General features: G+C 58.2%; 18 protein-coding genes, 2 tRNA genes and 4 rRNA genes. 15 read left to right on the top strand and 9 right to left on the bottom strand.

The window, feature by feature from the left end; genetic code table 11:
- Positions 1 to 38: 38 nt before the first annotated feature.
- From ACS5Q8_RS00645 to ACS5Q8_RS00605, 9 genes are all read right to left on the bottom strand, one after another.
- Complete coding sequence (locus ACS5Q8_RS00645; protein WP_276195695.1) at positions 39 to 1919, bottom strand: methyl-accepting chemotaxis protein; 1881 nt, start codon at positions 1917 to 1919, stop codon at positions 39 to 41.
- 345 nt (positions 1920 to 2264) lie between these two features.
- A 5S ribosomal RNA gene (rrf, locus tag ACS5Q8_RS00640) occupies positions 2265 to 2380 on the bottom strand.
- Between the two features lie 109 nt (positions 2381 to 2489).
- A 5S ribosomal RNA gene (gene rrf, locus ACS5Q8_RS00635) occupies positions 2490 to 2605 on the bottom strand.
- A gap of 157 nt (positions 2606 to 2762) precedes the next feature.
- Positions 2763 to 5653, bottom strand: a 23S ribosomal RNA gene (locus tag ACS5Q8_RS00630).
- Between the two features lie 249 nt (positions 5654 to 5902).
- Positions 5903 to 5978: transfer RNA gene (locus ACS5Q8_RS00625), tRNA-Ala, on the bottom strand.
- 27 nt (positions 5979 to 6005) lie between these two features.
- Positions 6006 to 6082, bottom strand: a tRNA-Ile gene (locus ACS5Q8_RS00620).
- Positions 6083 to 6164: 82 nt separating this feature from the next.
- Positions 6165 to 7701 (bottom strand): 16S ribosomal RNA (locus tag ACS5Q8_RS00615).
- Together the 16S, 23S and 5S rRNA genes with 2 tRNA genes alongside form the textbook arrangement of a ribosomal RNA operon.
- 639 nt (positions 7702 to 8340) lie before the next feature.
- Complete coding sequence (locus ACS5Q8_RS00610) at positions 8341 to 9561, bottom strand: CaiB/BaiF CoA transferase family protein (protein WP_465159729.1); 1221 nt, start codon at positions 9559 to 9561, stop codon at positions 8341 to 8343.
- Between the two features lie 13 nt (positions 9562 to 9574).
- Positions 9575 to 10756, bottom strand: coding sequence for an acyl-CoA dehydrogenase (locus tag ACS5Q8_RS00605; protein ID WP_276195693.1), 1182 nt, complete (start codon positions 10754 to 10756; stop codon positions 9575 to 9577).
- Between the two features lie 157 nt (positions 10757 to 10913).
- Here ACS5Q8_RS00605 and ACS5Q8_RS00600 point away from each other — a divergent pair, with 157 nt between their 5' ends.
- The 15 genes from ACS5Q8_RS00600 (at position 10914) to ACS5Q8_RS00530 (ending at position 26816) form a co-directional block, all read left to right on the top strand.
- Complete coding sequence (locus ACS5Q8_RS00600) at positions 10914 to 11813, top strand: LysR family transcriptional regulator (protein ID WP_465159728.1); 900 nt, start codon at positions 10914 to 10916, stop codon at positions 11811 to 11813.
- A gap of 452 nt (positions 11814 to 12265) precedes the next feature.
- Positions 12266 to 13387, top strand: coding sequence for a Re/Si-specific NAD(P)(+) transhydrogenase subunit alpha (locus ACS5Q8_RS00595; protein ID WP_276195691.1), 1122 nt, complete (start codon positions 12266 to 12268; stop codon positions 13385 to 13387).
- A 15-nt stretch (positions 13388 to 13402) separates the two neighbouring features.
- Entirely contained in the window at positions 13403 to 13723 is a 321-nt protein-coding gene (locus ACS5Q8_RS00590) for an NAD(P) transhydrogenase subunit alpha part 2 (RefSeq protein WP_003187417.1), read from the top strand.
- Positions 13723 to 15159: an NAD(P)(+) transhydrogenase (Re/Si-specific) subunit beta gene (locus tag ACS5Q8_RS00585; protein WP_426101975.1), complete on the top strand. Its 1437-nt coding sequence runs from the start codon at positions 13723 to 13725 to the stop codon at positions 15157 to 15159. Before ACS5Q8_RS00590 ends, ACS5Q8_RS00585 begins: the two co-directional genes overlap by 1 nt.
- 179 nt (positions 15160 to 15338) lie before the next feature.
- Positions 15339 to 16832: a succinyl-CoA:acetate CoA-transferase ScpC gene (gene scpC, locus ACS5Q8_RS00580; RefSeq protein ID WP_276195686.1), complete on the top strand. Its 1494-nt coding sequence runs from the start codon at positions 15339 to 15341 to the stop codon at positions 16830 to 16832.
- Between the two features lie 319 nt (positions 16833 to 17151).
- A complete protein-coding gene (locus ACS5Q8_RS00575) occupies positions 17152 to 17367 on the top strand; it encodes a DUF1127 domain-containing protein (RefSeq protein WP_099236514.1) in 216 nt (71 codons plus the stop codon).
- Between the two features lie 264 nt (positions 17368 to 17631).
- On the top strand, positions 17632 to 17814 hold the full coding sequence (locus ACS5Q8_RS00570; RefSeq protein ID WP_276195684.1) for a DUF1127 domain-containing protein: 183 nt from the start codon (positions 17632 to 17634) through the stop codon (positions 17812 to 17814).
- A gap of 158 nt (positions 17815 to 17972) precedes the next feature.
- Positions 17973 to 18293 (top strand): DUF2388 domain-containing protein, encoded by a 321-nt coding sequence (locus ACS5Q8_RS00565; RefSeq protein ID WP_276195683.1) that lies wholly within the window; start codon positions 17973 to 17975, stop codon positions 18291 to 18293.
- A 106-nt stretch (positions 18294 to 18399) separates the two neighbouring features.
- Positions 18400 to 18708 carry a DUF2388 domain-containing protein gene (locus ACS5Q8_RS00560; RefSeq protein WP_276195682.1) on the top strand — a complete coding sequence of 103 codons (309 nt, stop codon included), beginning with the start codon at positions 18400 to 18402 and terminating at the stop codon, positions 18706 to 18708.
- Between the two features lie 26 nt (positions 18709 to 18734).
- Complete coding sequence (locus ACS5Q8_RS00555; RefSeq protein ID WP_247403113.1) at positions 18735 to 19055, top strand: DUF2388 domain-containing protein; 321 nt, start codon at positions 18735 to 18737, stop codon at positions 19053 to 19055.
- The gene (locus ACS5Q8_RS00550) at positions 19052 to 21013 is read left to right on the top strand and encodes a DUF7844 domain-containing protein (RefSeq protein ID WP_465159727.1); all 1962 of its coding nucleotides are present in this window, start codon (positions 19052 to 19054) and stop codon (positions 21011 to 21013) included. Before ACS5Q8_RS00555 ends, ACS5Q8_RS00550 begins: the two co-directional genes overlap by 4 nt.
- 350 nt (positions 21014 to 21363) lie before the next feature.
- Positions 21364 to 22671, top strand: a complete 1308-nt coding sequence (locus tag ACS5Q8_RS00545; protein ID WP_247406788.1) for a CitMHS family transporter — start codon at positions 21364 to 21366, stop codon at positions 22669 to 22671.
- A gap of 64 nt (positions 22672 to 22735) precedes the next feature.
- Positions 22736 to 23503, top strand: coding sequence for a TerC family protein (locus ACS5Q8_RS00540; RefSeq protein ID WP_276195678.1), 768 nt, complete (start codon positions 22736 to 22738; stop codon positions 23501 to 23503).
- A gap of 211 nt (positions 23504 to 23714) precedes the next feature.
- Positions 23715 to 25373: a Na/Pi cotransporter family protein gene (locus ACS5Q8_RS00535; protein ID WP_465159726.1), complete on the top strand. Its 1659-nt coding sequence runs from the start codon at positions 23715 to 23717 to the stop codon at positions 25371 to 25373.
- Between the two features lie 57 nt (positions 25374 to 25430).
- Positions 25431 to 26816, top strand: coding sequence for a M16 family metallopeptidase (locus ACS5Q8_RS00530; protein ID WP_426101967.1), 1386 nt, complete (start codon positions 25431 to 25433; stop codon positions 26814 to 26816).
- Positions 26817 to 26835: the final 19 nt, after the last annotated feature.

The raw sequence follows: 26835 nt of genomic DNA, 5'->3' as shown, positions 1-26835 counted from the left end.
CAGTAGGAGCGAGAGGCCTCACTCCTCTGCCATCGGGGTCAGATCTTGAAACTGTCAACCAGTTGTTTTAAGCGGTTGGCCTGTTGGGACAGTGCGTCGCAGTCTTTCAACGTTTCGTTGAGGTTGACCACGCCTTGCTGGTTCAACAGGTTGATCTGATTGATATCGACGTTGAGGGTTTCCACTACGGCGGTCTGCTCCTCGGTGGCGGCGGCGACCGATTGGTTCATGCCGTCGATTTCAACAATCCGTTGCGTCACGCTGATTAGGCGCTCGCCGGCCTGGTTGGCGACTACGACGCTCTCTTCGCTGGAGGTCTGGCTGGCGTTCATGGTGGTCACCGCCTCACGCGAACCCACTTGCAGCGAAGTAATCATTTTGTGGATTTCTTCGGCCGACTCCTGGGTACGGTGAGCCAGGTTACGCACTTCATCGGCGACCACGGCAAACCCACGGCCAGCTTCCCCGGCACGGGCGGCCTCGATCGCGGCGTTGAGCGCGAGCAGGTTGGTCTGCTGGGAGATGCCTTTGATTACATCAAGAATGTGGCCGATGTTATCGGTGCTGGCATTCAGAGTCTCGATCTGGGTGCAGGACAGGCTAATCTTTTGCGACAGTTCCGACATCGCCAGGATGGTTTTCTCCACCACTTTGCGCCCATCGTCAGCCTGCTCGCTGGCACCGCTGGCGTGCTGGGAAGCATCGGCTGCGTTACGCGCGATTTCCTGGGTAGCGGCGCCCAGTTCGTTGATTGCCGCCGCGACGCTGTTGGTGCGCGCACTCTGCTCGTCAGAACCGATGATCGAGGCGTTGGACGACGCCATTACGCGCTGCGACAGGTCATGCACCTGGCGCGTTGCCGAGGAAACCTCGGAAATGGAGGCGTGGATACGCTCGACGAACTGGTTGAACGCGCTACCTACCTCGCCAAACTCATCTTTGCTGGTCACATTCAGGCGGCGGGTCAGGTCACCCTCGCCCTGAGCGATGTCCTGCATGGCAACGCCCATGGTTGTCAGCGGCCGTAGCAGCACTTGGATCAGCAGGCTCAAGAGCACTGCAATCGCCACCACGGCAATCAGCATGGCAATCAGCGCGGACGTGCGGAATTTACCCAGAGGGGCGTAGGCTTTATCTTTATCGATCGACAAGCCGATGTACCAGTCTGCACCCGGCAAACCGCTGATAGGGGTGAAGGACAGAATGCGATCCTGGCCGTTGAGGACAACATCCTGGTTTAGCTTCTCGATGCTTACGCGGGTGCCTGGGTAGATGTCCTTGAGGTTCTTCATCACCTGGTCCTGATCAGGACTAACGATGACTTGGCCGTCGCCGCTGACCAGGAACGCATGGCCGATGCCGCCGAAGTCTACCGAATTGATGATCTTCACCAGGGTTTGCAGGCTCAGGTCACCGCCGACCACGCCCAGCAACTCGCCATTCTTTTTCACCGGCATGGCGATGGTCACGATCTGTCCGCCAACGGCAGCCATATAAGGCGGCGTCAGCATGGTTTTGTCAGCAGCCACGGCTTGCTTGTACCAAGGGCGCTGGCGCGGATCATAACCGTCGGGCATTTTTGCATCGGGGCGTTGGGTGAACACGCCGTTGGTTTGGCCGACGTAAGTGAACTGGAAGTTCGAGGTGAGCGCGGGTTGATCCACCAAGCCAGGAAGGTCTGCAGCGCTCCCCTGATGAGCCACGTTTTGCGCCAGGTTTTCGAGTACCAACACACGGCCACTGAGCCAGTTCTGCACACTGCTTGCGGTGAGCTCACCGGATTGCTGGATGGAAGACTCCAGGTTTTGCTTGATGGTGGTGCGTTGCAGATAATCGTTGTACAGCGTGAATAAAGCGAAAGCCAGGACGACGACGCCTGACGCGGCCAACAGAATTTTATGACTGAACTTTAGATTCATTTCATCGACTTCTTTTGCCAAAGGGGGGGAGCGTGCAGGGTGGAACATCCATGTAACGCATAGGTGGACGCTTGGGTCGCCCTAAATCGGTGCACGCATGGCTCATCAGGCTTTCGGCCAAATGAAGTGGAATCTTAAGGTTTTGTGAGAAAGATCCTCTTTTTGAGTGGGAAACCGACCGGTGGTCCCGGTAAGGTGCCCGAAACTGCAAAGTCTTGCAGTCTTTCAAGAAGGTTGGCCATTGATCATAGGCCGCGGGTTATCTGAGCGGATGTGTGGCCAAAGCAAACGCCATAAACGACAAAACCCCTGTCTGCGCTAGCAGACAGGGGTTTCGAAATTCAATCTTGACGATGACCTACTCTCACATGGGGAAACCCCACACTACCATCGGCGATGCATCGTTTCACTGCTGAGTTCGGGATGGGATCAGGTGGTTCCAATGCTCTATGGTCGTCAAGAAATTCTGTGTACCAGATCGTTGCGTTGGCAACGTCCCAGTGAAATTCGTGGACTTCTACTAAAACAAAACCCCTGTCTGCGCAAGCAAACAGGGGTTCTGGAATTTAATCTTGACGATGACCTACTCTCACATGGGGAAACCCCACACTACCATCGGCGATGCATCGTTTCACTGCTGAGTTCGGGATGGGATCAGGTGGTTCCAATGCTCTATGGTCGTCAAGAAATTCGGGTACTGAGTCGTGGCCAGCTGGCCTCGCTTCAGCAAATTGGGTATGTGATAGCTTTCGGTGTTTTGTGAGATTCGAACTTTCGGTTCGTTTCGTCTTCACACACCGCAATCTGATGCTCTTTCGAGTAGTCAAATTGCTTGGGTGTTATATGGTCAAGCCTCACGGGCAATTAGTATTGGTTAGCTCAACGCCTCACAGCGCTTACACACCCAACCTATCAACGTCGTAGTCTTCGACGGCCCTTCAGGGGACTCAAGGTCCCAGTGAGATCTCATCTTGAGGCTAGTTTCCCGCTTAGATGCTTTCAGCGGTTATCTATTCCGAACATAGCTACCCGGCAATGCCACTGGCGTGACAACCGGAACACCAGAGGTTCGTCCACTCCGGTCCTCTCGTACTAGGAGCAGCCCCTCTCAAATCTCAAACGTCCACGGCAGATAGGGACCGAACTGTCTCACGACGTTCTAAACCCAGCTCGCGTACCACTTTAAATGGCGAACAGCCATACCCTTGGGACCGGCTTCAGCCCCAGGATGTGATGAGCCGACATCGAGGTGCCAAACACCGCCGTCGATATGAACTCTTGGGCGGTATCAGCCTGTTATCCCCGGAGTACCTTTTATCCGTTGAGCGATGGCCCTTCCATACAGAACCACCGGATCACTAAGACCTACTTTCGTACCTGCTCGACGTGTCTGTCTCGCAGTCAAGCGCGCTTTTGCCTTTATACTCTACGACCGATTTCCGACCGGTCTGAGCGCACCTTCGTACTCCTCCGTTACTCTTTAGGAGGAGACCGCCCCAGTCAAACTACCCACCATACACTGTCCTCGATCCGGATAACGGACCTGAGTTAGAACCTCAAAGTTGCCAGGGTGGTATTTCAAGGTTGGCTCCACGCGAACTAGCGTCCACGCTTCAAAGCCTCCCACCTATCCTACACAAGCAAATTCAAAGTCCAGTGCAAAGCTATAGTAAAGGTTCACGGGGTCTTTCCGTCTAGCCGCGGATACACTGCATCTTCACAGCGATTTCAATTTCACTGAGTCTCGGGTGGAGACAGCGCCGCCATCGTTACGCCATTCGTGCAGGTCGGAACTTACCCGACAAGGAATTTCGCTACCTTAGGACCGTTATAGTTACGGCCGCCGTTTACCGGGGCTTCGATCAAGAGCTTCGCGTTAGCTAACCCCATCAATTAACCTTCCGGCACCGGGCAGGCGTCACACCCTATACGTCCACTTTCGTGTTTGCAGAGTGCTGTGTTTTTAATAAACAGTCGCAGCGGCCTGGTATCTTCGACCGGCATGAGCTTACGGAGCAAGTCCTTCACCCTCACCGGCGCACCTTCTCCCGAAGTTACGGTGCCATTTTGCCTAGTTCCTTCACCCGAGTTCTCTCAAGCGCCTTGGTATTCTCTACCCAACCACCTGTGTCGGTTTGGGGTACGGTTCCTGGTTACCTGAAGCTTAGAAGCTTTTCTTGGAAGCATGGCATCAACCACTTCGTTAACTAAAAGTTAACTCGTCATCAGCTCTCGGCCTTAGAATCCCGGATTTACCTAAGATTCCAGCCTACCACCTTAAACTTGGACAACCAACGCCAAGCTGGCCTAGCCTTCTCCGTCCCTCCATCGCAATAACCAGAAGTACAGGAATATTAACCTGTTTTCCATCGACTACGCTTTTCAGCCTCGCCTTAGGGACCGACTAACCCTGCGTCGATTAACGTTGCGCAGGAAACCTTGGTCTTTCGGCGTGGGTGTTTTTCACACCCATTATCGTTACTCATGTCAGCATTCGCACTTCTGATACCTCCAGCAAGCTTCTCAACTCACCTTCACAGGCTTACAGAACGCTCCTCTACCGCATCACCTAAGTGATACCCGTAGCTTCGGTGTATGGTTTGAGCCCCGTTACATCTTCCGCGCAGGCCGACTCGACTAGTGAGCTATTACGCTTTCTTTAAAGGGTGGCTGCTTCTAAGCCAACCTCCTAGCTGTCTAAGCCTTCCCACATCGTTTCCCACTTAACCATAACTTTGGGACCTTAGCTGACGGTCTGGGTTGTTTCCCTTTTCACGACGGACGTTAGCACCCGCCGTGTGTCTCCCATGCTCGGCACTTGTAGGTATTCGGAGTTTGCATCGGTTTGGTAAGTCGGGATGACCCCCTAGCCGAAACAGTGCTCTACCCCCTACAGTGATACATGAGGCGCTACCTAAATAGCTTTCGAGGAGAACCAGCTATCTCCGAGCTTGATTAGCCTTTCACTCCGATCCACAGGTCATCCGCTAACTTTTCAACGGTAGTCGGTTCGGTCCTCCAGTTAGTGTTACCCAACCTTCAACCTGCCCATGGATAGATCGCCCGGTTTCGGGTCTATTCCCAGCGACTAGACGCCCTATTAAGACTCGCTTTCGCTACGCCTCCCCTATTCGGTTAAGCTCGCCACTGAAAATAAGTCGCTGACCCATTATACAAAAGGTACGCAGTCACCTAACAAGTAGGCTCCCACTGCTTGTACGCATACGGTTTCAGGATCTATTTCACTCCCCTCTCCGGGGTTCTTTTCGCCTTTCCCTCACGGTACTAGTTCACTATCGGTCAGTCAGTAGTATTTAGCCTTGGAGGATGGTCCCCCCATATTCAGACAAAGTTTCTCGTGCTCCGTCCTACTCGATTTCATGACTAAGAGATTTTCGCGTACAGGGCTATCACCCACTATGGCCGTACTTTCCAGAACGTTCCGCTAATCTCAAAGCCACTTAAGGGCTAGTCCCCGTTCGCTCGCCACTACTAAGGGAATCTCGGTTGATTTCTTTTCCTCAGGGTACTTAGATGTTTCAGTTCCCCTGGTTCGCCCCTTACACCTATGTATTCAGTGTAAGGTAACCATCTTATGATGGCTGGGTTCCCCCATTCAGACATCTCCGGATCAAAGTCTGTTTGCCGACTCCCCGAAGCTTTTCGCAGGCTACCACGTCTTTCATCGCCTCTGACTGCCAAGGCATCCACCGTGTGCGCTTCTTCACTTGACCATATAACCCCAAGCAATCTGGTTATACTGTGAAGACGACATTCGCCGAAAATTCGATAATACTCAATTAAGAGCAACTCACAAATTTTACCTTAGCCTGATCCGTTACCAGTGAAAGTAACGTTCAGTCTATCTTTCTATCACATACCCAAATTTTTAAAGAACGATCTAATCAAAGACTAGAAATCAACATTCACCATCATTACGATGGAATGCTCATTTCTAAGCTTTCAACTTCTAGAAGCAGTAGTGGTGGAGCCAAACGGGATCGAACCGTTGACCTCCTGCGTGCAAGGCAGGCGCTCTCCCAGCTGAGCTATGGCCCCGTATTTCTACAGGTTCCCACACAAAATTGGTGGGTCTGGGCAGATTCGAACTGCCGACCTCACCCTTATCAGGGGTGCGCTCTAACCAACTGAGCTACAGACCCAATTTCGGGCTGCTTCTTATCGTCTTCTTCAATGAATCAAGCAATTCGTGTGGGAACTTATGGAGCAGCTGATGTCGTCGATTAAGGAGGTGATCCAGCCGCAGGTTCCCCTACGGCTACCTTGTTACGACTTCACCCCAGTCATGAATCACACCGTGGTAACCGTCCTCCCGAAGGTTAGACTAGCTACTTCTGGTGCAACCCACTCCCATGGTGTGACGGGCGGTGTGTACAAGGCCCGGGAACGTATTCACCGCGACATTCTGATTCGCGATTACTAGCGATTCCGACTTCACGCAGTCGAGTTGCAGACTGCGATCCGGACTACGATCGGTTTTCTGGGATTAGCTCCACCTCGCGGCTTGGCAACCCTCTGTACCGACCATTGTAGCACGTGTGTAGCCCAGGCCGTAAGGGCCATGATGACTTGACGTCATCCCCACCTTCCTCCGGTTTGTCACCGGCAGTCTCCTTAGAGTGCCCACCATTACGTGCTGGTAACTAAGGACAAGGGTTGCGCTCGTTACGGGACTTAACCCAACATCTCACGACACGAGCTGACGACAGCCATGCAGCACCTGTCTCAATGTTCCCGAAGGCACCAATCTATCTCTAGAAAGTTCATTGGATGTCAAGGCCTGGTAAGGTTCTTCGCGTTGCTTCGAATTAAACCACATGCTCCACCGCTTGTGCGGGCCCCCGTCAATTCATTTGAGTTTTAACCTTGCGGCCGTACTCCCCAGGCGGTCAACTTAATGCGTTAGCTGCGCCACTAAGAGCTCAAGGCTCCCAACGGCTAGTTGACATCGTTTACGGCGTGGACTACCAGGGTATCTAATCCTGTTTGCTCCCCACGCTTTCGCACCTCAGTGTCAGTATCAGTCCAGGTGGTCGCCTTCGCCACTGGTGTTCCTTCCTATATCTACGCATTTCACCGCTACACAGGAAATTCCACCACCCTCTACCATACTCTAGTCAGTCAGTTTTGAATGCAGTTCCCAGGTTGAGCCCGGGGATTTCACATCCAACTTAACTAACCACCTACGCGCGCTTTACGCCCAGTAATTCCGATTAACGCTTGCACCCTCTGTATTACCGCGGCTGCTGGCACAGAGTTAGCCGGTGCTTATTCTGTCGGTAACGTCAAAACAATCACGTATTAGGTAACTGCTCTTCCTCCCAACTTAAAGTGCTTTACAATCCGAAGACCTTCTTCACACACGCGGCATGGCTGGATCAGGCTTTCGCCCATTGTCCAATATTCCCCACTGCTGCCTCCCGTAGGAGTCTGGACCGTGTCTCAGTTCCAGTGTGACTGATCATCCTCTCAGACCAGTTACGGATCGTTGCCTTGGTGAGCCATTACCTCACCAACTAGCTAATCCGACCTAGGCTCATCTGATAGCGCAAGGCCCGAAGGTCCCCTGCTTTCTCCCGTAGGACGTATGCGGTATTAGCGTCCGTTTCCGAACGTTATCCCCCACTACCAGGCAGATTCCTAGGCATTACTCACCCGTCCGCCGCTCTCAAGAGAAGCAAGCTTCTCTCTACCGCTCGACTTGCATGTGTTAGGCCTGCCGCCAGCGTTCAATCTGAGCCATGATCAAACTCTTCAGTTCAAACATCTTTGGGTTTTTAAGAAACCCTAAACTTGGCTCAGCAATCGTTGGTTACATCTTTGATTTCTCGCGGAGTAACTTGTGATGCTGATAATCTTGTTGACTATCAGTCTGACTCCACAAGCACCCACACGAATTGCTTGATTCAGTTGTTAAAGAGCGGTTGGTTAAGATCTTTCGTCTCAACCGAGGCGCGCATTCTACAGCAGCCTCATTTGCTGTCAAGTGATTATTTTCAGAAGTTTTCAAAGTTTCCTTTGTAACTTCAACCACTTGCGCTTCCGATCTCTCGTTAGCGGGAGGCGAATTCTACAGCGTTACACGCTGCTGTCAACACCTCTTTTTCTCCGCTTTCGACCGAGAAGATCGAAACGTTAATAGAGCCAAACAACACTGATCTACCAACTCCTTCCAGGCTTCGATGAACTGAAGCAGGCCGCTGTCGAATCTCGCATAACTCTTTGTTTACCAAGGAGTTTTCCGTTTCGACTGCGCCGGAAGTGGGGCGAATTATAGACGTACAGGATTTGCCGTCAACCCTTAATTTTGCTTATTTAACCATTAGTTAGAATTGGCTAAAAAATCACCAACTTTCTTCTATATAGCGCTCTTCACCGCGCTCTATATAGAAGAGAGGACTCAGATAACCCCTGCCTCTTTTAAAGCAGCCACATTTGCCGGCATCAACCCCAGTACTTCCTGCAACACCCTGACCGTATGCTCACCTAATAAAGGAGGCGCACTGCGGTACTCCACGGGGGTCTTGGATAACCGGATGGGACTGGCAACCTGCGGCACCATCCCCGCCAGTGCGTGAGGCAACTCAATCGCCAGCCCGCGCGCCTTGACCTGGGCATCCGCGAACACCTGCGCCAGATCATTGATCGGCCCACACGGCACGCCGACTCGCTCCAGTTGCGACACCCATTCGGCCGTCGTCTTGAACACCGTCGCCTGGCGAATCAAGGGAATCAGTTCCGCACGATTGGCCACCCGCACCTTATTGGTCGCGAAACGCGGGTCATCCGCCCACTGCGGCTGACCCGCAACCTCCGCGAACTTACGGAACTGCCCATCATTCCCCACCGTCAGGATGAAGTCACCATCGGCCGTGGGAAAATCCTGATAGGGCACGATATTCGGATGCGCATTGCCCAGGCGCTTTGGCGGCACACCTGTCGTCAGGTAGTTCATCGCCTGGTTAGCCAAGCAAGCCACCTGCACATCCAGCAGCGCCATATCAATATGTTGCCCGCCGCCATCACGCTCGCGATGAGCCAGCGCCGCCAGGATCGCCACCGTTGAATAGAGCCCCGTGAGGATGTCAGTCAGCGCCACCCCCACCTTCACCGGCCCCGCCCCCTCATCACCCTCAGGCCGCCCCGTCAGGCTCATGAGTCCGCCCAACCCCTGGATCATGAAGTCGTAGCCTGCACGAGTCGCATAAGGCCCCGTCTGGCCAAACCCGGTGATAGAGCAATAGATCAACGCCGGGTTGGCCTCCTTGAGCGACGCATAGTCCAACCCATACGCCGCCAGGCCGCCCACCTTGAAATTCTCGATGAGGATGTCGGACTTCGCCGCCAGGTCACGCACCAGCTTCTGCCCCTCCGGCTGCGTGAAGTCGATGGTCACCGACTCTTTGTTGCGGTTGGCGGACAGGTAATACGCCGCCTCACTGGTGTTCTCGCCATACGCGTCCCTGAGGAAGGGGGGCCCCCAGGCACGCGTGTCGTCACCATTACCCGGCCGCTCGACCTTGATCACTTCAGCCCCAAGATCCGCGAGAATCTGCCCGGCCCAGGGGCCCGCCAGTACTCGCGACAAATCCAGTACCCGCAGATGCGAAAGCGCGCCCATGCCCGTGCTCCTATTAATAGAACGCCTGAAGACCGGTTTGCGCACGCCCCAGAATCAAGGCGTGTACATCGTGGGTACCTTCATAGGTGTTCACCACCTCCAGGTTTACCAGGTGACGCGCCACCCCGAACTCATCGGAGATGCCGTTGCCGCCCAGCATATCCCGCGCCATGCGTGCGATATCTAGCGACTTGCCGCAGGAATTGCGCTTCATGATCGAAGTAATTTCCACCGCCGCAGTGCCTTCATCCTTCATCCGCCCCAGGCGCAGGCAACCTTGCAAGGCCAAGGTGATCTCGGTCTGCATGTCCGCGAGCTTCTTCTGGATAAGCTGGGTCGCTGCCAATGGCCGACCGAACTGATGACGATCAAGGGTGTACTGGCGAGCGGTGTGCCAGCAGAACTCGGCAGCCCCCAGCGCACCCCAGGAGATCCCGTAGCGAGCGGAGTTAAGGCAGGTGAAGGGGCCTTTCAAGCCACGCACATCCGGGAAGATGTTCTCGTCGGGCACGAACACATTGTCCATGACGATCTCGCCGGTAATGGAAGCCCGCAGGCCGACCTTGCCGTGAATCGCCGGAGCGCTCAGGCCCTTCCAGCCTTTCTCCAGGACAAAACCGCGGATATCACCGGCATCGTCCTTGCCCCACACCACGAATACATCGGCAATCGGGCTGTTGGTGATCCACATCTTGGCGCCGGTCAGGCTGTAGCCGCCATCTACCTTGCGCGCCCGGGTAATCATCGCGCCAGGGTCGGACCCGTGGTCAGGCTCGGTCAGACCGAAGCAACCGATCCACTCACCCGACGCCAGTTTCGGCAGGTATTTCTGTTTTTGCGCTTCGGTGCCGAACTCATTGATCGGCACCATGACCAGTGAAGACTGCACACTCATCATCGAGCGATAACCGGAGTCGACTCGCTCGACCTCACGTGCAATCAACCCGTAGCAGACATAATTCAGGCCACTGCCGCCGTACTGCTCGGGAATCATCGCGCCCAACAGGCCGGTCTCACCCATCTCGCGAAAGATCTCAGGGTCGGTCTTTTCATGGCGGAAGGCTTCGAGCACCCTTGGCGCCAACTTGTCCTGGGCGAATTGCTCAGCACTGTCGCGCACCATGCGCTCTTCTTCGGTGAGCTGTTGATCCAGCAGCAGTGGATCGATCCAGTTGAAGCTTGCCTTGCCAGCCATGAATAAGTCCTCGCAAAGAAAATCAGAAGTCGTGGATGCAGACTAGGCCCGGCAAGCGCAGAGGGCAAACGAGGTTTTTGCATAGGCTTGTGCTAATTTCTCACTCCGTAATAGCCGAGAAGGGCGCAAATGCGCCTTATAAGTGAGGACAAGGTACATGCGCAGAAAAATCCCCAGCACCACCGCCCTTGTCAGCTTTGAAGCTGCGGCCCGCCACGAGAGCTTTACCAAGGCTGCGCAGGAGCTTTCCATCACTCAGGGCGCCATTTGCAGGCAGATCGCCAGCCTTGAGGAGTTTTTAAGTGTCGAGCTGTTTCGCCGCTCGCGGCGCGGGGTCAAGCTGACAGAAGCGGGCCTGTCGTATAGCCGTCGCGTCGCCACGCAATTGGACGCGGTGGAGCGCGACACCTTGTCGGTCATGGGGCAGCAGGGCGCGAACGTCATCGAGTTGGCGGTGGTGCCGACCTTTGGCACCCAATGGCTTATCCCTCGCCTCAAGGACTTTCAGCGCCAGCACCCGGAAGTCACGGTCAACCTCACCAACCGCACGCGCCCCTTCCTGTTTGCCGACACTGAATTCGACGCCGCGATCTATTTCGGCGATGCCGACTGGTCCGGTACCGAGTCCCACCGGCTGATGGGAGAAAACCCCGTCCCCGTGTGCAGCCCGCGCTTACTCGGCAGCCGCACACATTTCAGCCCACAGGAAATCGCGGAACTGCCATTGCTGCAGCAGACCACGCGGCCCTATGCCTGGCGCCAGTGGTTCAACGCGCAACAGTTGAACATCCCCCGCGACATGACGGGCCCCCGTTACGAGCTATTCTCGATGTTGTCCCAGGCGGCCATGCATGACATGGGCATTGCGCTGATTCCACCGTTCCTCATCCAGCGCGAACTGAACGAGCACCAACTGGTAATCGCAAGCCCCGAAGCGCTGAGCAACTCGAAGGCGTATTACTTGATGATTCCTGACAGAAAAGTCGAATCCGCATCCCTGCACGCCTTCAGGGACTGGCTGATCGACCAGTCGCAGCGCTACAGCCCAGGAATATAAGGACCAAACGCCACTTATGGACTATGTAGTCAGATAACATCAAATACTACAGATATCCGTAAATGTCGCATTTAAGAAAACTGTACTTGTACGACGAAAATATGGCTCAAAGCCATAACCCTCATGGCTTGTAGCGACTATTACCGGCCAATGCCCGACTATTCACAACGGCGATTGCGAAACCGAGAAAAATCCAAATAGTCATGTTAAGTATCTGTATTTAAATGGGTTATTTAAAAGCGTTGCGGCAATCAGTCACAGGGTGACTTGTAGTTAATTTTTCGTCACCCGTCATAATCCCTTGAAGGCCGTAAAGTTCGCCTGCAAAATGCCGCGCCCCGCTGTCATTTCAGCGGGATCGTGCTGATCGGCCGCCCCAGATGTGCCACTCACGGTGCGCTGGCCTTTTTACAATAAGATCAAAAGCAAAAAGATCATGCAGGAGATTTGACGTGCACATTGGTGTTCCTCTCGAAACCCAGACCGGTGAAACGCGGGTGGCTGCCACCCCGGAAACCATCAAGAAGCTGATCGGCCAGGGCCATAAGGTCACTGTACAAAGCGGGGCGGGTATTAAAGCCAGCATCGTCGACAGTGCCTATGAAACGGCAGGTGCAACCATAGGCAGCGCCAGCGATGCATTCGGCACCGAGCTGATCCTAAAAGTGGTGGCCCCCAGCGACAGCGAACTGACGCTGATCAAAAGCGGCACCGTGTTGGTGGGCATGCTCAATCCGTTCAGCAACGAAACCATCGCCAAGCTGGCCGAGCAGGGCATCACTGCCTTCGCGCTGGAAGCCGCGCCGCGTACTTCGCGGGCCCAGAGCCTCGACGTGCTGTCGTCCCAAGCCAACATCGCCGGTTACAAGGCCGTGTTGCTGGCCGCCCATCACTACCCACGCTTCATGCCAATGCTGATGACTGCCGCCGGTACGGTGAAAGCCGCGCGCGTGCTGATCCTCGGCGCTGGCGTCGCGGGCCTGCAGGCCATCGCCACGGCGAAACGCCTGGGCGCAGTGATCGAAGCGTCTGACGTGCGCCCGGCCGTGAAGGAGCAGATTGAATCCCTCGGCGCCAAGTTCGTCGACGTGCCCTACGAAACCGACGAAGAGCGTGAATGCGCCGTCGGCGTCGGTGGTTACGCACGCCCGATGCCGACCAGTTGGATGCAACGCCAGGCCCTGGCCGTCCACGAACGCGCCAAGCAGGCCGACATCGTCATCACCACCGCCCTGATCCCGGGCCGCAAGGCCCCGACCCTGCTCAGCGCCGATACGGTTGCACAAATGAAGCCGGGCTCGGTGGTGATCGACCTCGCCGCCGCTCAAGGTGGCAACTGCCCGCTGACTGTCGCCGATCAGGTGGTAGTGGAAAACGGGGTGATCATTTGCGGCCCGACCAACCTGGCAGGTGCCGTCGCCGCTGACGCGTCGGCCCTGTATGCGCGCAACCTGCTGGACTTCCTGAAGCTGGTCTTCAACAAGGAAGGGCAGTTTGAAATCAACCTCGAAGACGACATCGTCGCCGCGTGCCTGATGTGCCGCGACGGCCAAGTCATCCGCAAAAACGCCTAAGCAGGGATTCAGACGATGGAAGAGCTTATCTCCCCCGGTATCTACAACCTGATCATCTTTGTGCTGGCGATTTATGTCGGTTACCACGTGGTCTGGAACGTTACCCCCGCACTGCACACGCCACTGATGGCCGTGACCAACGCGATCTCGGCAATCGTGATCGTCGGCGCGATGCTGGCCGCCGCACTGACCGTTACACCGCTGGGCAAGACCATGGGCACCCTGGCCGTGGCCCTGGCAGCGGTCAACGTGTTCGGCGGCTTCCTGGTGACTCGCAGGATGCTTGAGATGTTCAAGAAGAAAGCCCCGAAAGTAAAAGAAGAGGCGCCGAAGTAATGAGCATGAATCTCGTCACGACGCTCTACCTGATTGCGTCGATCTGTTTCATCCAGGCCCTCAAAGGCCTGTCGCACCCAACCACTTCGCGACGCGGCAACCTGTTCGGCATGCTCGGCATGGCGCTGGCGGTACTGACCACCGTGGGCCTCATCTATAAGCTGGGCGCTGAGCTTGCCACCGCCGGCATTGGCTACGTGATCGTTGGCCTGCTGATCGGCGGCACCGCCGGTTCGATCATGGCCAAGCGCGTGGAAATGACCAAGATGCCGGAACTGGTCGCCTTCATGCATAGCATGATCGGCCTGGCAGCGGTGTTTATCGCCATTGCCGCCGTGGTCGAGCCGCAATCTTTGGGCATCGTCAAAAACTTGGGCGACTCGATCCCCGCCGGTAATCGCCTGGAGCTGTTCCTTGGCGCCGCTATCGGTGCTATCACCTTCTCCGGTTCGGTGATCGCCTTCGGCAAGCTGTCGGGCAAGTACAAGTTCCGTCTGTTCCAAGGCGCACCGGTACAGTTCGCCGGCCAGCACAAACTGAACCTGGTGCTCGGCCTGACCACGCTGGGGCTTGGCCTCACCTTCATGTTCACCGGCAACCTCAGCGCCTTCGCGCTGATGCTGGCCCTGGCGTTCGTGCTGGGCGTGTTGATCATCATCCCGATCGGCGGCGCCGATATGCCGGTGGTGGTCTCGATGCTCAACAGCTACTCCGGCTGGGCAGCGGCAGGGATCGGCTTCTCGCTGAACAACTCGATGCTGATCATCGCCGGCTCGCTGGTGGGCTCAAGCGGCGCGATTCTGTCGTACATCATGTGCAAGGCGATGAACCGCTCGTTCTTTAATGTGCTGCTCGGCGGTTTCGGCAATGCGCCGGATACCGCTGCTGCGGCCGGCTCAAAAGAAGCGCGCCCGGTGAAGTCCGGCTCGGCCGACGACGCCACGTTCCTGCTGACCAACGCCGATACCGTGATCATCGTGCCGGGCTATGGCCTAGCAGTGGCACGCGCACAGCACGCACTCAAGGAGTTGACCGAAAAGCTGACCCACCGCGGCGTGACCGTAAAGTACGCGATCCACCCGGTGGCCGGCCGTATGCCCGGACACATGAACGTGCTGCTGGCCGAGGCCGAAGTGCCTTACGACCAGGTGTTCGAGATGGAAGACATCAACTCCGAATTCGGCCAGGCTGACGTAGTACTGGTGCTCGGCGCGAACGACGTGGTCAACCCGGCCGCCAAGAACGACCCGCACTCGCCGATTGCCGGCATGCCGATCCTCGAAGCGTTCAAGGCCAAGACCATCATCGTCAACAAGCGCTCGATGGCCAGCGGCTATGCCGGCCTGGACAACGAGTTGTTCTACCTGGACAAAACCATGATGGTCTTCGGCGACGCCAAGAAGGTTATCGAAGACATGGTCAAGGCTGTCGAATAACACTGCGCCAGCGCAACACCCGAAACCCTGGCCTCCAGTAGGCTAGGGTTTTTTATTGCAGCATGAAAACCGACCAAAGGCCTTAAATCGCTGCCCGGCATTCGACCATGGTAGCGGGCCGAAATTTTTTGAAATCACTAAACTGCATACCTTGCCTCCGTATCCCGAGATAACAATCCATGTACCGTGATCGTATCCGCTTGCCTTCGCTGTTGAACAAGGTCATGAGCGCGGCTGATGCCGCCGCACTGATTGAGGACGGCATGACCGTCGGCATGAGCGGCTTCACCCGTGCCGGTGAAGCCAAGGCCGTGCCTCAAGCCCTGGCCGAGCGCGCCAAGACGTCGCCGCTGAAAATCACCCTGATGACCGGCGCCAGCCTGGGCAACGACCTCGACAAGCAACTGACCGAAGCCGGCGTGCTGTCGCGACGCATGCCGTTCCAGGTCGACAGCACCCTGCGCAAGGCGATCAACGCCGGCGAAGTGATGTTTATCGACCAGCATTTGTCGGAAACCGTCGAGCAACTGCGCAACAACCAACTCAAGCTGCCTGACATTGCCGTGATCGAAGCCGTCGCGATCACCGAACAAGGCCATATCGTGCCGACCACTTCCGTGGGCAACTCGGCCAGTTTCGCGATTTTCGCCAAGCAAGTGATCGTCGAGATCAACATGGCGCACAACCCGAACCTGGAAGGTCTGCACGACATCTACATCCCGACCTATCGGCCGACGCGCACGCCGATCCCGCTGGTAAAAGTCGACGACCGCATTGGCAGCACCGCGATCCCGATTCCGCCGGAGAAGATCGTCGCCATCGTGATCACCAACAAGTCCGACTCACCTTCAACAGTGACGCCGCCGGACGCCGAAACCCAAGGCATCGCCAGCCACCTGATCAACTTCCTCAAGCAGGAAGTGGACGCCGGCCGCATGACCAATAAGCTCGGCCCGCTGCAGGCCGGGATCGGCAACATCGCCAACGCCGTGATGTGTGGCTTGATCGATTCGCCGTTCGAAGACCTGACCATGTATTCGGAAGTGCTGCAGGACTCGACGTTCGACCTGATTGACGCCGGCAAGCTGACCTTCGCCTCCGGCAGTTCGATCACCTTGTCGGAGCGTCGCAACAGCGACGTGTTCGGCAACCTGGAGCACTACAAGGACAAGCTGGTGCTGCGCCCGCAGGAAATCTCCAACCACCCGGAAGTGGTTCGCCGCCTGGGCATCATCGCGATCAACACCGCGCTGGAGTTCGACATCTACGGCAACGTCAACTCCACGCACGTGTGCGGGACACGGATGATGAACGGGATTGGCGGCTCGGGCGACTTCGCTCGTAACGCGCACCTGGCGATCTTCGTAACCAAATCGATTGCCAAGGCCGGGGCGATTTCCAGCGTAGTGCCAATGGTCAGCCACGTCGACCACACCGAGCATGACGTCGACATCCTGGTGACCGAAGTGGGCCTCGCCGACCTGCGCGGCCTGGCGCCACGGGAGCGCGCACGGGTGATCATCGACAACTGTGTGCACCCAGCCTACCGCGACGCGCTGAACAAGTACTTCAACGACGCTTGTGCGATTGGTGGCCACACCCCACACATCCTGCGCGAAGCACTGAGCTGGCACATTAACCTGGAAGAAACCGGGCACATGCTCAAGGATTGATCGATACACAGCCGAGCTGATGCACACACAGTTTCATCAGCTCGGTTGCACCACCCCCCTCTCCTTGGAAAAACTGTACTGCTGTACTGGTCTTTTCCTACTGAAATATCCCACACACTCCTTCAAAAATGCCGTTTTTGCACTGATTAAGTGCAGACAGGTACAGTTGCCTCATTTCCGTACAGTACAGCAGCCATAAACAGTTAACTGCCCCCTCACAATACAGGTGAACTGTATCTAGAGAGTCTTGCGCGGGAGGAGGATCATTGGCATCAGTTAAACCACTACCTAATCCCGCCACAAGCGGAAGGATGTCATCATGGAACGTACACTCAGTTCCGATCTGTTCTTCGAAGAGAAAGCTGTAAACACCCAGGCTTCCATGCCTCTGCGCGTTATCGCCAACCTGATGTTGTGGCAGCGCCGCATCTCCAGCCGCCATCAACTGGCTCGTCTGGATTCGCGTCTGCTGGCTGACGCCGGTATCAGCGAAGCACAACGCTACGAAGAGCTGAGCAAGCCGTTCTGGCGCTAATAGGCGCTCGCTGGCCCTGACCTACCGGGTCCACAGCCAGCAACCTGATTCGTTAAGCAAAGCCCGCCCCGGGTAACCGGAGGCGGGCTTTGTTGTTTCTGGGTTTGGGTGTTTGTGCCCCCCGGAACAGATAGCTTGCAGATCAACCAGTACAGTTTAATAAATACAACAATTAAGCAGTACAATTAAGCGCCAGTGTATCTGTATCGGTCGAAACGATCCGCTCAACATGGTCTTCCAAAAACACCATGAAAGGCGCTCCCCATGAACCCACCAACCCCGCGCACCTCGTTGTTACGTCGCACTGCCGCTACGCTCTCCAGATGGCTGCAACAGGCTCACGAGCGCCACCAACTGGCCCAACTCGACCCGCGAGAGCTGTCCGACGCGGGTATCAGCCCCGGCGAACGCCTGGTCGAGCTGTCCAAGCCATTCTGGCGTGACTAGACAGTCAAGGCGCTTTTCGAATGGACAGGCCGCAGCTTAATATCCGCTCACCACGTGGCGAACCGTGTAGAACGGGCGTCTGATGCCAATGGCATCCACATCCGCTTCACAGTGGCCGCTCCGCGCGACCTTATTTGTTCATCTACAGGAGTCACCCCATGTCCCGTCTTCGCCTGCTGAGCGCCGCCACCCTGCTGGCCCTCGCCGCCAACGCCCACGCGTCCAGCTTCATCGTCACCACCGACTCCATCGTCGGCGCGCTGAAAGCCACCTCCGATGCGAGCTCCGATGCCACGTCCTCCCTGCGTGACAACAAGGTCGTGCGTGCCGCTCGTGACGACGCCGCCAGCTTCGTCGCCAGCGCCGGTGCCATTCGCGGCGTCAAACTGGAAAGCGCCCTCGCGCAGATCCGCCAGCAAGCGCCACAACTGAACGTCGCGACAGACGCACAACTGGCCCAAGCCATTCTGGCCATCTGATAACAGGGCGGGACAAGGGAGCGCCAGCGGCTCCCGGATGCCTCGGCGCTGGCTCTCGCCCGGGCATTGCGCTAGCCTTGGCGCTCGCTTTCAGTTGTCGAGTCCCATGGCTTTTTCATACCGCCGGTTAATCGTTCCTGTGATGTTTTCCGCCTGCTGGTCACCATTGGCTTCGGCCTTTGATCTGTCCACCCAGAGCACCGTCGTGAGCGCGTATGCCACCAGCAAAGTGACCTCCGCGCCGTTCGACAGAAAGTGGGTACTGGCCGCCCAGGATGATGCCGCCGCATTCATTGCCACTGACGGCCGATGGAGGGGGGCTCGACTGGAATCAGCACTGGATCGTCTGCGCCGCAGCCAACCAAAACTTAACGCCAGTGACCTTGAACTGGCGCAAGCAATTCTCGTCCAATAACCATCTTTGTATTTCGGAGTCATTCCATGCGTAGCCCGCTGATCGCCGCCGCTCTCGGCCTGCTGTTGTTGACCGATGTCGCCCACGCGCAGACCTTGAAGGCCACCAGTAACATCATCGTGCGCGCCTCCGGGCGCACCATTGATTTCACCTCGGACACCACCACCTCGATCCGCGACTCCAAGATCGTGCGCGAAGCCCATGATGACGCCGCCAGCTTCGTCGCCACCAACGGCGAGATCCGTGGCGCGCAACTCGAAGCCGCCTTCGACACCCTGCGCACCCGCGTGCCGGAAGCCCGTGATGCCAGCGACCAGACCCTCGCCGAAGCCATTCTCGCGCTGTGAGGCGTCTCAACGCCTGGCTCCTGGCCGGGGCTCTGCTGCTGTGTGCCGGCGCAGCCCAGGCCAGCCTGCAACTGCGGCTCATAACCGAAGGGTTGAGCCCAGCCGAACAGCAGGCCAGCCAGGCGTTGCTCGATGAAGCGTTGCGCTCACTGCCGCCGCGCTTTATCGAGCAGTTGGACCGGCGCATCGATGTCGGCTGGACCGATAAGATGCCCGAAAACGCCTACGGCCAGGCCTCGCTGGTGTCCGAACTGGACCTGAACCGCAACCTGCTCACCAGCCTGACCGACGGCAGCGCCGCCACCCGCAAGACCAACCGCCCCCACGGCACCGTGCGCCGGGAAATGCTCGCCACCGTGCTGCATGAACTGACCCACATCTACGACCGTGCGCGCCTGTGGCCCAGCGACGAGCGCACGCTGATCCGGCGCTGCAGCCGCCAGAACAGCATCACCGGCCTGATCGGCCTGCCCGATCAATGCCGTGGCCAGAACGACCGCCGCTTCACCTTCAGCGACGACCCACGCCTGCTGGACCTCGCCGGCTGGCCGCAATACGTCGGCCGCCGCGGTGAACGCGAGCAGCACAACCGCCAGATCGCGCGCAGCCCGGACCTCTACGAAACCAGCAGCCCGCTGGAGTTCGTCGCGGTCAACATGGAGTATTTCCTCCTCGACCCGAGCTACGCCTGCCGCCGCCCCGCGCTGTTCCGCTATTACAAGGAACACTTTGGCTGGGCGCCGCCCGAGCAAGACACCTGCGCCAAGACCTACGCCTTTCTCAACGCCGGCAACGATTTCGCCAAGACGCCCCTGGGCCATGTCGACCCGGAACGGGTCTACGAAATCGATTACCTGCTCGCCGAAGCCAACCAAAACCTGGTCAGCCGCTGGGGCCACAGCATGTTGCGCCTGGTGATCTGCGCGCCCGGTCGCCCTCGCGGCCCGGACTGTCGGCTCGATCTGGACCAGCATCTGGTGTTGTCCTACCGCGCCTTTGTCGGTGACGTACAGCTGTCGAGCTGGGATGGCCTGGTGGGCAAGTACCCGTCACGGCTGTTCGTGCTGCCGCTGGCCCAGGTCATCGACGAGTACACCAAGACCGAGTTGCGCGGCCTCGCCTCGGTGCCGCTGAAGCTGACGCGTCGGGAGATCGAGGACACCGTCGAGCACGCGGCTGAAATGCACTGGAGCTACGACGGCAACTACTTCTTCCTGTCTAACAACTGCGCGGTCGAAGGCCTGAAACTGTTGCGCAGCGGCAGCGCCAACCCGCAACTGACCGGCCTGGACAACATCACGCCCAACGGGCTGCTGGAGGTCCTGCAGGCGCGCGGCCTGGCCGACACCAGCGTATTGAACGACAAGCGCGAGGCGCTGCGCCTGGGCTATCACTTCGACTCGTTCCGCGAGCGCTATCAAGCGATGTTCGACGTGCTGCGCAAGCACCTGCCGATCAAGCAGACCCAGGTCGAAGACTGGCTGTCCCTGAGTGCGCAAGAGCGCCGCCAATGGTTCGACAAGGCCGACCTGCGCACCAGCGCCGCGCTCCTGCTGCTGGAACAGGCGAGCTTTCGCAAACAATTGATGCTGGCCCAGGACGAAGTCAAACAGCGCTACCTCGGCGCCCGCGAGCTGAAAAACGGCGGCATGGAGAAAGCCAACGCCACCTTGCAACAAATTCTCGCCAACAGCGGCTTCCTCAGCCGCCCGGCGGAACTGCTCGGCAGCAGCGGCTACGGCCTGCCGCAACCCTCGGAATCAAAGCGCCTTGAATCGGAAAGCGCCGAGCGCCAAAAACAGCTGCAATCCCTGACCGGCGAGCTGGACAAAGAGGTGAGGGCGCTGCTGGACCCGTCACGCTCAGCCGAAATCGCCGCCTGCGAGGCCAACCTCAAGCAGGTCGGCGAACATCTACGCGCACTGCACAAAGCCGCCGGCGGCCTCGAATTGCCCTGAATGTGGGAGGAGGCTGGCTCCCGATCGCGGTGCATCAGCCAATACAACCGTGGCTGACACTGCGCCATCGGGAGCAAGCCCCCTCCCACATTTTGATCTGCGCAAGCCTGGAGACCGTGTGTCATTTCCATATCACGTGTTTGATCAACGAAAGCTGGCTGAAAGCTAACGCGTCTAGGATCGCCCCCACTGCCGGCAACAGACCGGCTATTAACAACAATGGTGATTCCCGATGTCCGCCCGTACCCGCCTGTTCGCCCACACTCCGCCCGTAAGCCTAGTGCCTCTCGTTCTGCGCTGACCCCACCCGGTTCGCCATTCCCTAGCCGCGCTACGCCTGGAGTATTCCTATGCTGACTTTCCTTGGCTTTGCCATGGTCATCACGTTCATGTTCCTGATCATGACCAAGCGCCTGTCCGCGCTGATCGCCCTGATCATCGTGCCGATCCTGTTCGCGCTGTTCGGCGGTTTTGCGCCGAAGATCGGCCCGATGATGCTCGAAGGCATCACCAAGCTCGCGCCGACCGGCGTGATGCTGATGTTCGCCATCCTCTACTTTGCCCTGATGATCGACTCCGGCCTGTTCGACCCGGCCGTGCGCAAGATCCTCAAGATGGTCAAGGGCGACCCGCTGAAAGTCTCGGTCGGCACCGCCGTGCTGGCCCTGGTGGTGTCCCTCGACGGTGACGGCGCCACCACCTACATGATCTGCGTGGCCGCCATGCTGCCGCTGTACCAGCGCATCGGCATGAGCCCGCGGATCATGGCCGGCCTGATCATCCTCGCCGGTGGCGTGATGAACATGACGCCCTGGGGTGGCCCGACCGCCCGCGCCGCCAGTGCGCTGCACGTGGACCCGTCAGACATCTTCGTACCGATGATCCCGGCCATGGCCGCCGGCGTGGTCGCGATCTTGGTGATCGCCTATATGTACGGCAAGCGCGAACGTGCGCGCCTGGGTGAACTGCACCTGCAGGGCGACGAGATCGACCACAGCGAAATCAGCGTGTCGCAATACCCGGACGCCCGCCGTCCGAAGCTGATCTGGTTCAACGGCGTACTGACCCTGGCCCTGATGTGTACGTTGATCGCCGGCCTGTTGCCGCTGCCGGTGCTGTTCATGGTGGCGTTCAGTATCGCGATGATCGTCAATTACCCGTGCCTGCAACAGCAGAAAGACCGCGTCGCCGCCCATGCCGGCAGCGTACTGGCCGTGGTGGGGCTGATCTTCGCCGCCGGGATTTTCACCGGCATCCTGTCGGGTACCGGCATGGTCGACGCGATGTCCAAGAGCCTGCTGGCGGTCATTCCCGACGCCCTGGGCCCTTACCTCGCGGTGATTACCGCGCTGGTGAGCATGCCGTTTACCTTCTTCATGTCCAATGATGCGTTCTACTATGGCGTACTGCCGGTACTGGCCGAAGCCGCCAGCCACTACGGCATCACCGCCGTGGAAATGGCCCGTGCCTCCATCGTCGGCCAACCCGTACACCTGCTCAGCCCGCTGGTGCCGTCGACTTACCTGCTGGTGGCCCTGGCCGGTATCGAATTCGGCGATCACCAGCGCTTCACCCTGAAGTGGGCAGTGCTGGTGTGCCTGTGCATAATGTTCGCCGCGTTGCTGATGGGGATTTTTCCGCTGTTCAGCACTCTATAATCCTACCGACTCACCGCGCGGCGCTGCAGCTGGCGCGGTTTAACACTTGCTTAAAGGAATACACATGGAATGGCTGACCAATCCGGAAATCTGGATTGCCTTCTTCACCCTGACGGCCCTTGAGATCGTCCTGGGCATCGATAACATCATCATGATTTCGATCCTGGTCAGCCGCATGCCCAAGCATATGCAGGCGCGCACCCGGTTCTTCGGCCTGGCCCTGGCCATGGTCACGCGTATCCTGTTGCTGCTGTCCATCGCTTGGGTGATGCGCCTGACCGACGATCTGTTCGTGGTCTTCGGCCAGGGCATTTCCGGGCGCGACCTGATCCTCTTCTTCGGTGGCCTGTTCCTGCTGTGGAAAAGCTCCCAGGAGATGTTCCACGCCCTGGAAGGTGAAGACGAAACCCACGAAGAGCCCAAAGGCACCGGCGGCAAGTTCATCTACACCATCATCCAGATCGCGATCATCGACATCGTGTTCTCCCTGGACTCGGTCATCACCGCCGTCGGCATGGTGTCCCATGTGCCGGTGATGATCGCGGCGATCGTGGTCGCGGTGCTGGTGATGATGCTGGCAGCAGGCACCATCAGCGACTTCATCGACAAGCACCCGTCGCTGAAGATGCTGGCGCTGTCGTTCCTGGTGGTGGTGGGTACCGTGCTGATCGCCGAATCCTTCGACGTGCATGTACCAAAAGGCTACGTCTACTTCGCCATGGCGTTCTCGCTGGCGGTGGAAGTGGTGAACATCAAGATGCGCACCGCCATCGCGAAAAAGAAGAAACAGCAGGACCCTGTGAAACTGCGCAAGGACATTCCGGGTCAATAACCTTGATCCGCTGCTGAAATGGGGCGTTCGCGCCCCATTTTTTCATCTGCAAAAAATTGATCTCATGACAGTTTTGTTTCAATCCCAACTTTAGCTATGCGATGCTGGCGCAGAGCCCATTCGCCAACTACAGCTTAAGTACAAGACGTAGAACGGCACGCGGCAATTCTCATTGGCTCCTGTTGGAGCCCACCCACACGGGAGGCCGAGCATGCTGACCTTGCTCAATCTGCTTTCCGCCGTGACCCTGCTGATCTGGGGCACGCATATCGTCCGTACCGGTATCCTGCGGGTCTACGGTTCCAACCTGCGCCACGTCATCGGGCAAAACATGTCCAAGCGCTGGCTGGCATTTGTCGCCGGTATCCTGGTGACGGCCATGGTGCAGAGCAGCAACGCCACCGCCATGCTGGTCACGTCGTTTGTCGGCCAGGGCCTGATGGGGCTGATGCCCGCCCTGGCGACCATGCTCGGCGCCGATGTCGGTACGGCGCTGATGGCGCGGGTGCTCACCCTTGACCTGTCCTGGCTGTCGCCGCTGCTGATCTTTCTCGGGGTGATCTTCTTCCTGTCGCGCAAACAGACGCGGGCCGGGCAGTTGGGCCGGGTCGGGATCGGCCTCGGGCTGATCATCCTCGCGCTGCAATTGATCGTCGAAGCCGCCGGGCCGATCACCCACGCGCAGGGCGTGAAGGTGCTGTTTGCCTCGCTGACCGGCGACATCCTGCTCGATGCCCTGATCGGCGCGTTGTTCGCGATGATTTCCTACTCCAGCCTCGCCGCCGTACTGCTGACCGCCACCCTGGCCGGCGCCGGCGTGATCGGTTTGCACGTGGCCATCGGCCTGGTGATCGGCGCCAACATCGGCAGCGGCGTGCTGGCGTTCCTCAGCACCAACATGCAGAACGCCGCCGGACGCCAGGTAGCCCTGGGCAGCCTGTTGTACAAATTGATCGGCCTGTTGTTGATCATCCCGGTGCTGGACCCGCTCGTGTTGTGGATGGACAGCCTGGATTACAGCGCCCAAGGCATGGTCATTAGCTTCCACCTGCTCTACAACGTCAGTCGTTGCCTGATCCTGCTACCGAGCATCGGCCCGATGGCCCGGGTCTGCGCGTGGTTGCTGCCCGAACGGGAAGAGGCCAACGGCAAGGCCACGCCGCGCCACCTGGACCTCGCCGCCCTGGCCACGCCAAGCCTGGCGCTGGCCAACGCAGTGCGGGAAACCCTGCGCCTGGGCGACCTGATCGACAACATGCTCACCGCGATGCTCGAAGTGCTGCGCGGCAAACAAACCGCCATCACCCAGGAAATGCGCAGCCTCAGCGACGACGTCGAGGCACTCTACAGCGCGATCAAACTCTACCTGGCGCAAATGCCTCGCGAAGACCTAAGCGAACAGGACAACCGCCGCTGGGCCGAGATCATCGAGCTGTCGATCAACCTGAAACTGGCTGGCGACCTGATCGAACGCATGCTGCGCAAAGTCCAGCAGCAGAAAACCTCCCAGCGGCGCCAGTTCTCCGAAGTGGGCCTGGAAGAACTCACCGGCCTGCACAGCCAACTGATCGCCAACCTGCGCCTGGGCCTGTCGGTGTTCCTCAGTGCTGACCCGGAAAGCGCGCGCCAATTGCTGCGCGAGAAACGCCGCTTCCGCGCCCAGGAGCGCCGCCTGGCACACGCCCACGTCAGCCGTCTGCAACGCAAGATCGTGCAGAGCCTGGAGACCAGCTCCCTGCATTTGGAACTGATTGCCGACATGAAACGCTTGAACTCGTTGTTCTGCAGCAGTGCTTATGCAGTGTTGGAAACGTCCGACATCAGCGCGCTCTCCGCCGAAGATATTGCCGACATCACACATTCGCCCTGAACGTAAGACGGCCAGTGAAGTCAGTTAACACTGACCTCACTCGCCAGGAAGCCAGTTATGCGTCGCCTGTTATTCGCCTGCCTGCTCATGGGCTCTGTACACGCCTTTGCCTTTGACCGCCTGCAAGTCGAGGGCTACACCTTGCCCAATGGCCTGCAATTACTGCTCAAGCCGGGCACCGAACGCGGGCATGTGGCCATTCGCCTGGTAGTCGGCGTGGGCCTGGATGACTTCCGTTGCGCAGACAAGGAACTGCCGCACCTGCTCGAACACTTGTTGTTCAGCGGTATCGACGGCGGCGGTGAAGGCGACCTCGAAGAACGCATGCAAGCCCTGGGCGGCGAGTGGAACGCCTACACCAGCAATGCCGACACCACCTTCGTGATCGAGGCGCCCGCGCAAAACCAGCGCAAGGTCTTGGACCTGCTACGGGCGATCCTCACTCGCACCGAACTCACCGACGCCCATATCAACGCGGCCAAGCAGGTGGTCGAGCGCGAGGACGGCGGCCATTACTCACACCTGCAGCGCCTGTTGGACCGCCAGGACCTGGGCCACACCGCCAGCAACCAATTGGCGGTCGAACTGGGCCTCAAGTGCGCCGAACGCGCCCAGGTCAACCAGTTGACCCGCGACCAACTGGAGCAACTGCGCAAAAACTGGTACGCCCCTAACAACATGACGCTGATCATCGTCGGCGACCTCGACAAGCTGCTGCCGGCCTACCTGGAACGCACTTATGGCCAACTCGTTCCGGTCGAGCCGACCGAGCATCTGGCCCTACCGGAAATCCAGCACGCCGCTGCCAGCCGTCGCGACCTGATCCATGGCTGGGTCGGCAACGGCGCCAAACTGCACTGGCTGTTCCCCGAGCCGGTGCTCGACGACCAGCATGACGAAACCTACGACCTGCTCAAGGACTACCTCGACTGGGCGCTGTATCGCCAACTGCGCCTCAAGCACGGTTTGTCCTACGGCCCGTGGAGCGAACGCGAAGTGCTCGGCGGCGTCGGTTTCCTCAGCCTGAATGCCGACCTCGAACGGGAAACCCTCCCCGAAGCCGAACAGGTGTTGCAGGACCTCAAGGCCCAACTGCTCAAGGACGGCCTCGACCCGGCGGCATTCGCACGCCTGCAACAGGCCGCCATCGCGCGCCAGGCCTGGGCCGTGCAGGGCAACAGCGCGCTGGCCGACTATTACTGGAGCGCCTCGGGCGACTACGACAACGGTCACTTCAGCGACCCGGTCAAACGCATCAAGGCCGTGAGCCTGGCGCAGACCAACCAGGCCATGCGCGAGCTATTCAAGCAGCCGGGCTACTGGCGCATCGAAAAACCGCTGCTGAGCTACGACATGCTGAACTGGATAGGTGCCGGTGTGCTCGGGCTGATCGCGATTGTATTGATCGGCGTGCGCAGTTATCGCAAACGGATCGCGCAATGAGGCACCGTACCCAGGGCTA

The sequence above is a fragment of the Pseudomonas sp. PAMC25584 genome, assembly GCF_058135675.1.
The sequence above is the reverse complement of the archived record's forward strand: the minus strand, read 5'-3'. Positions and strand labels throughout refer to the sequence as shown.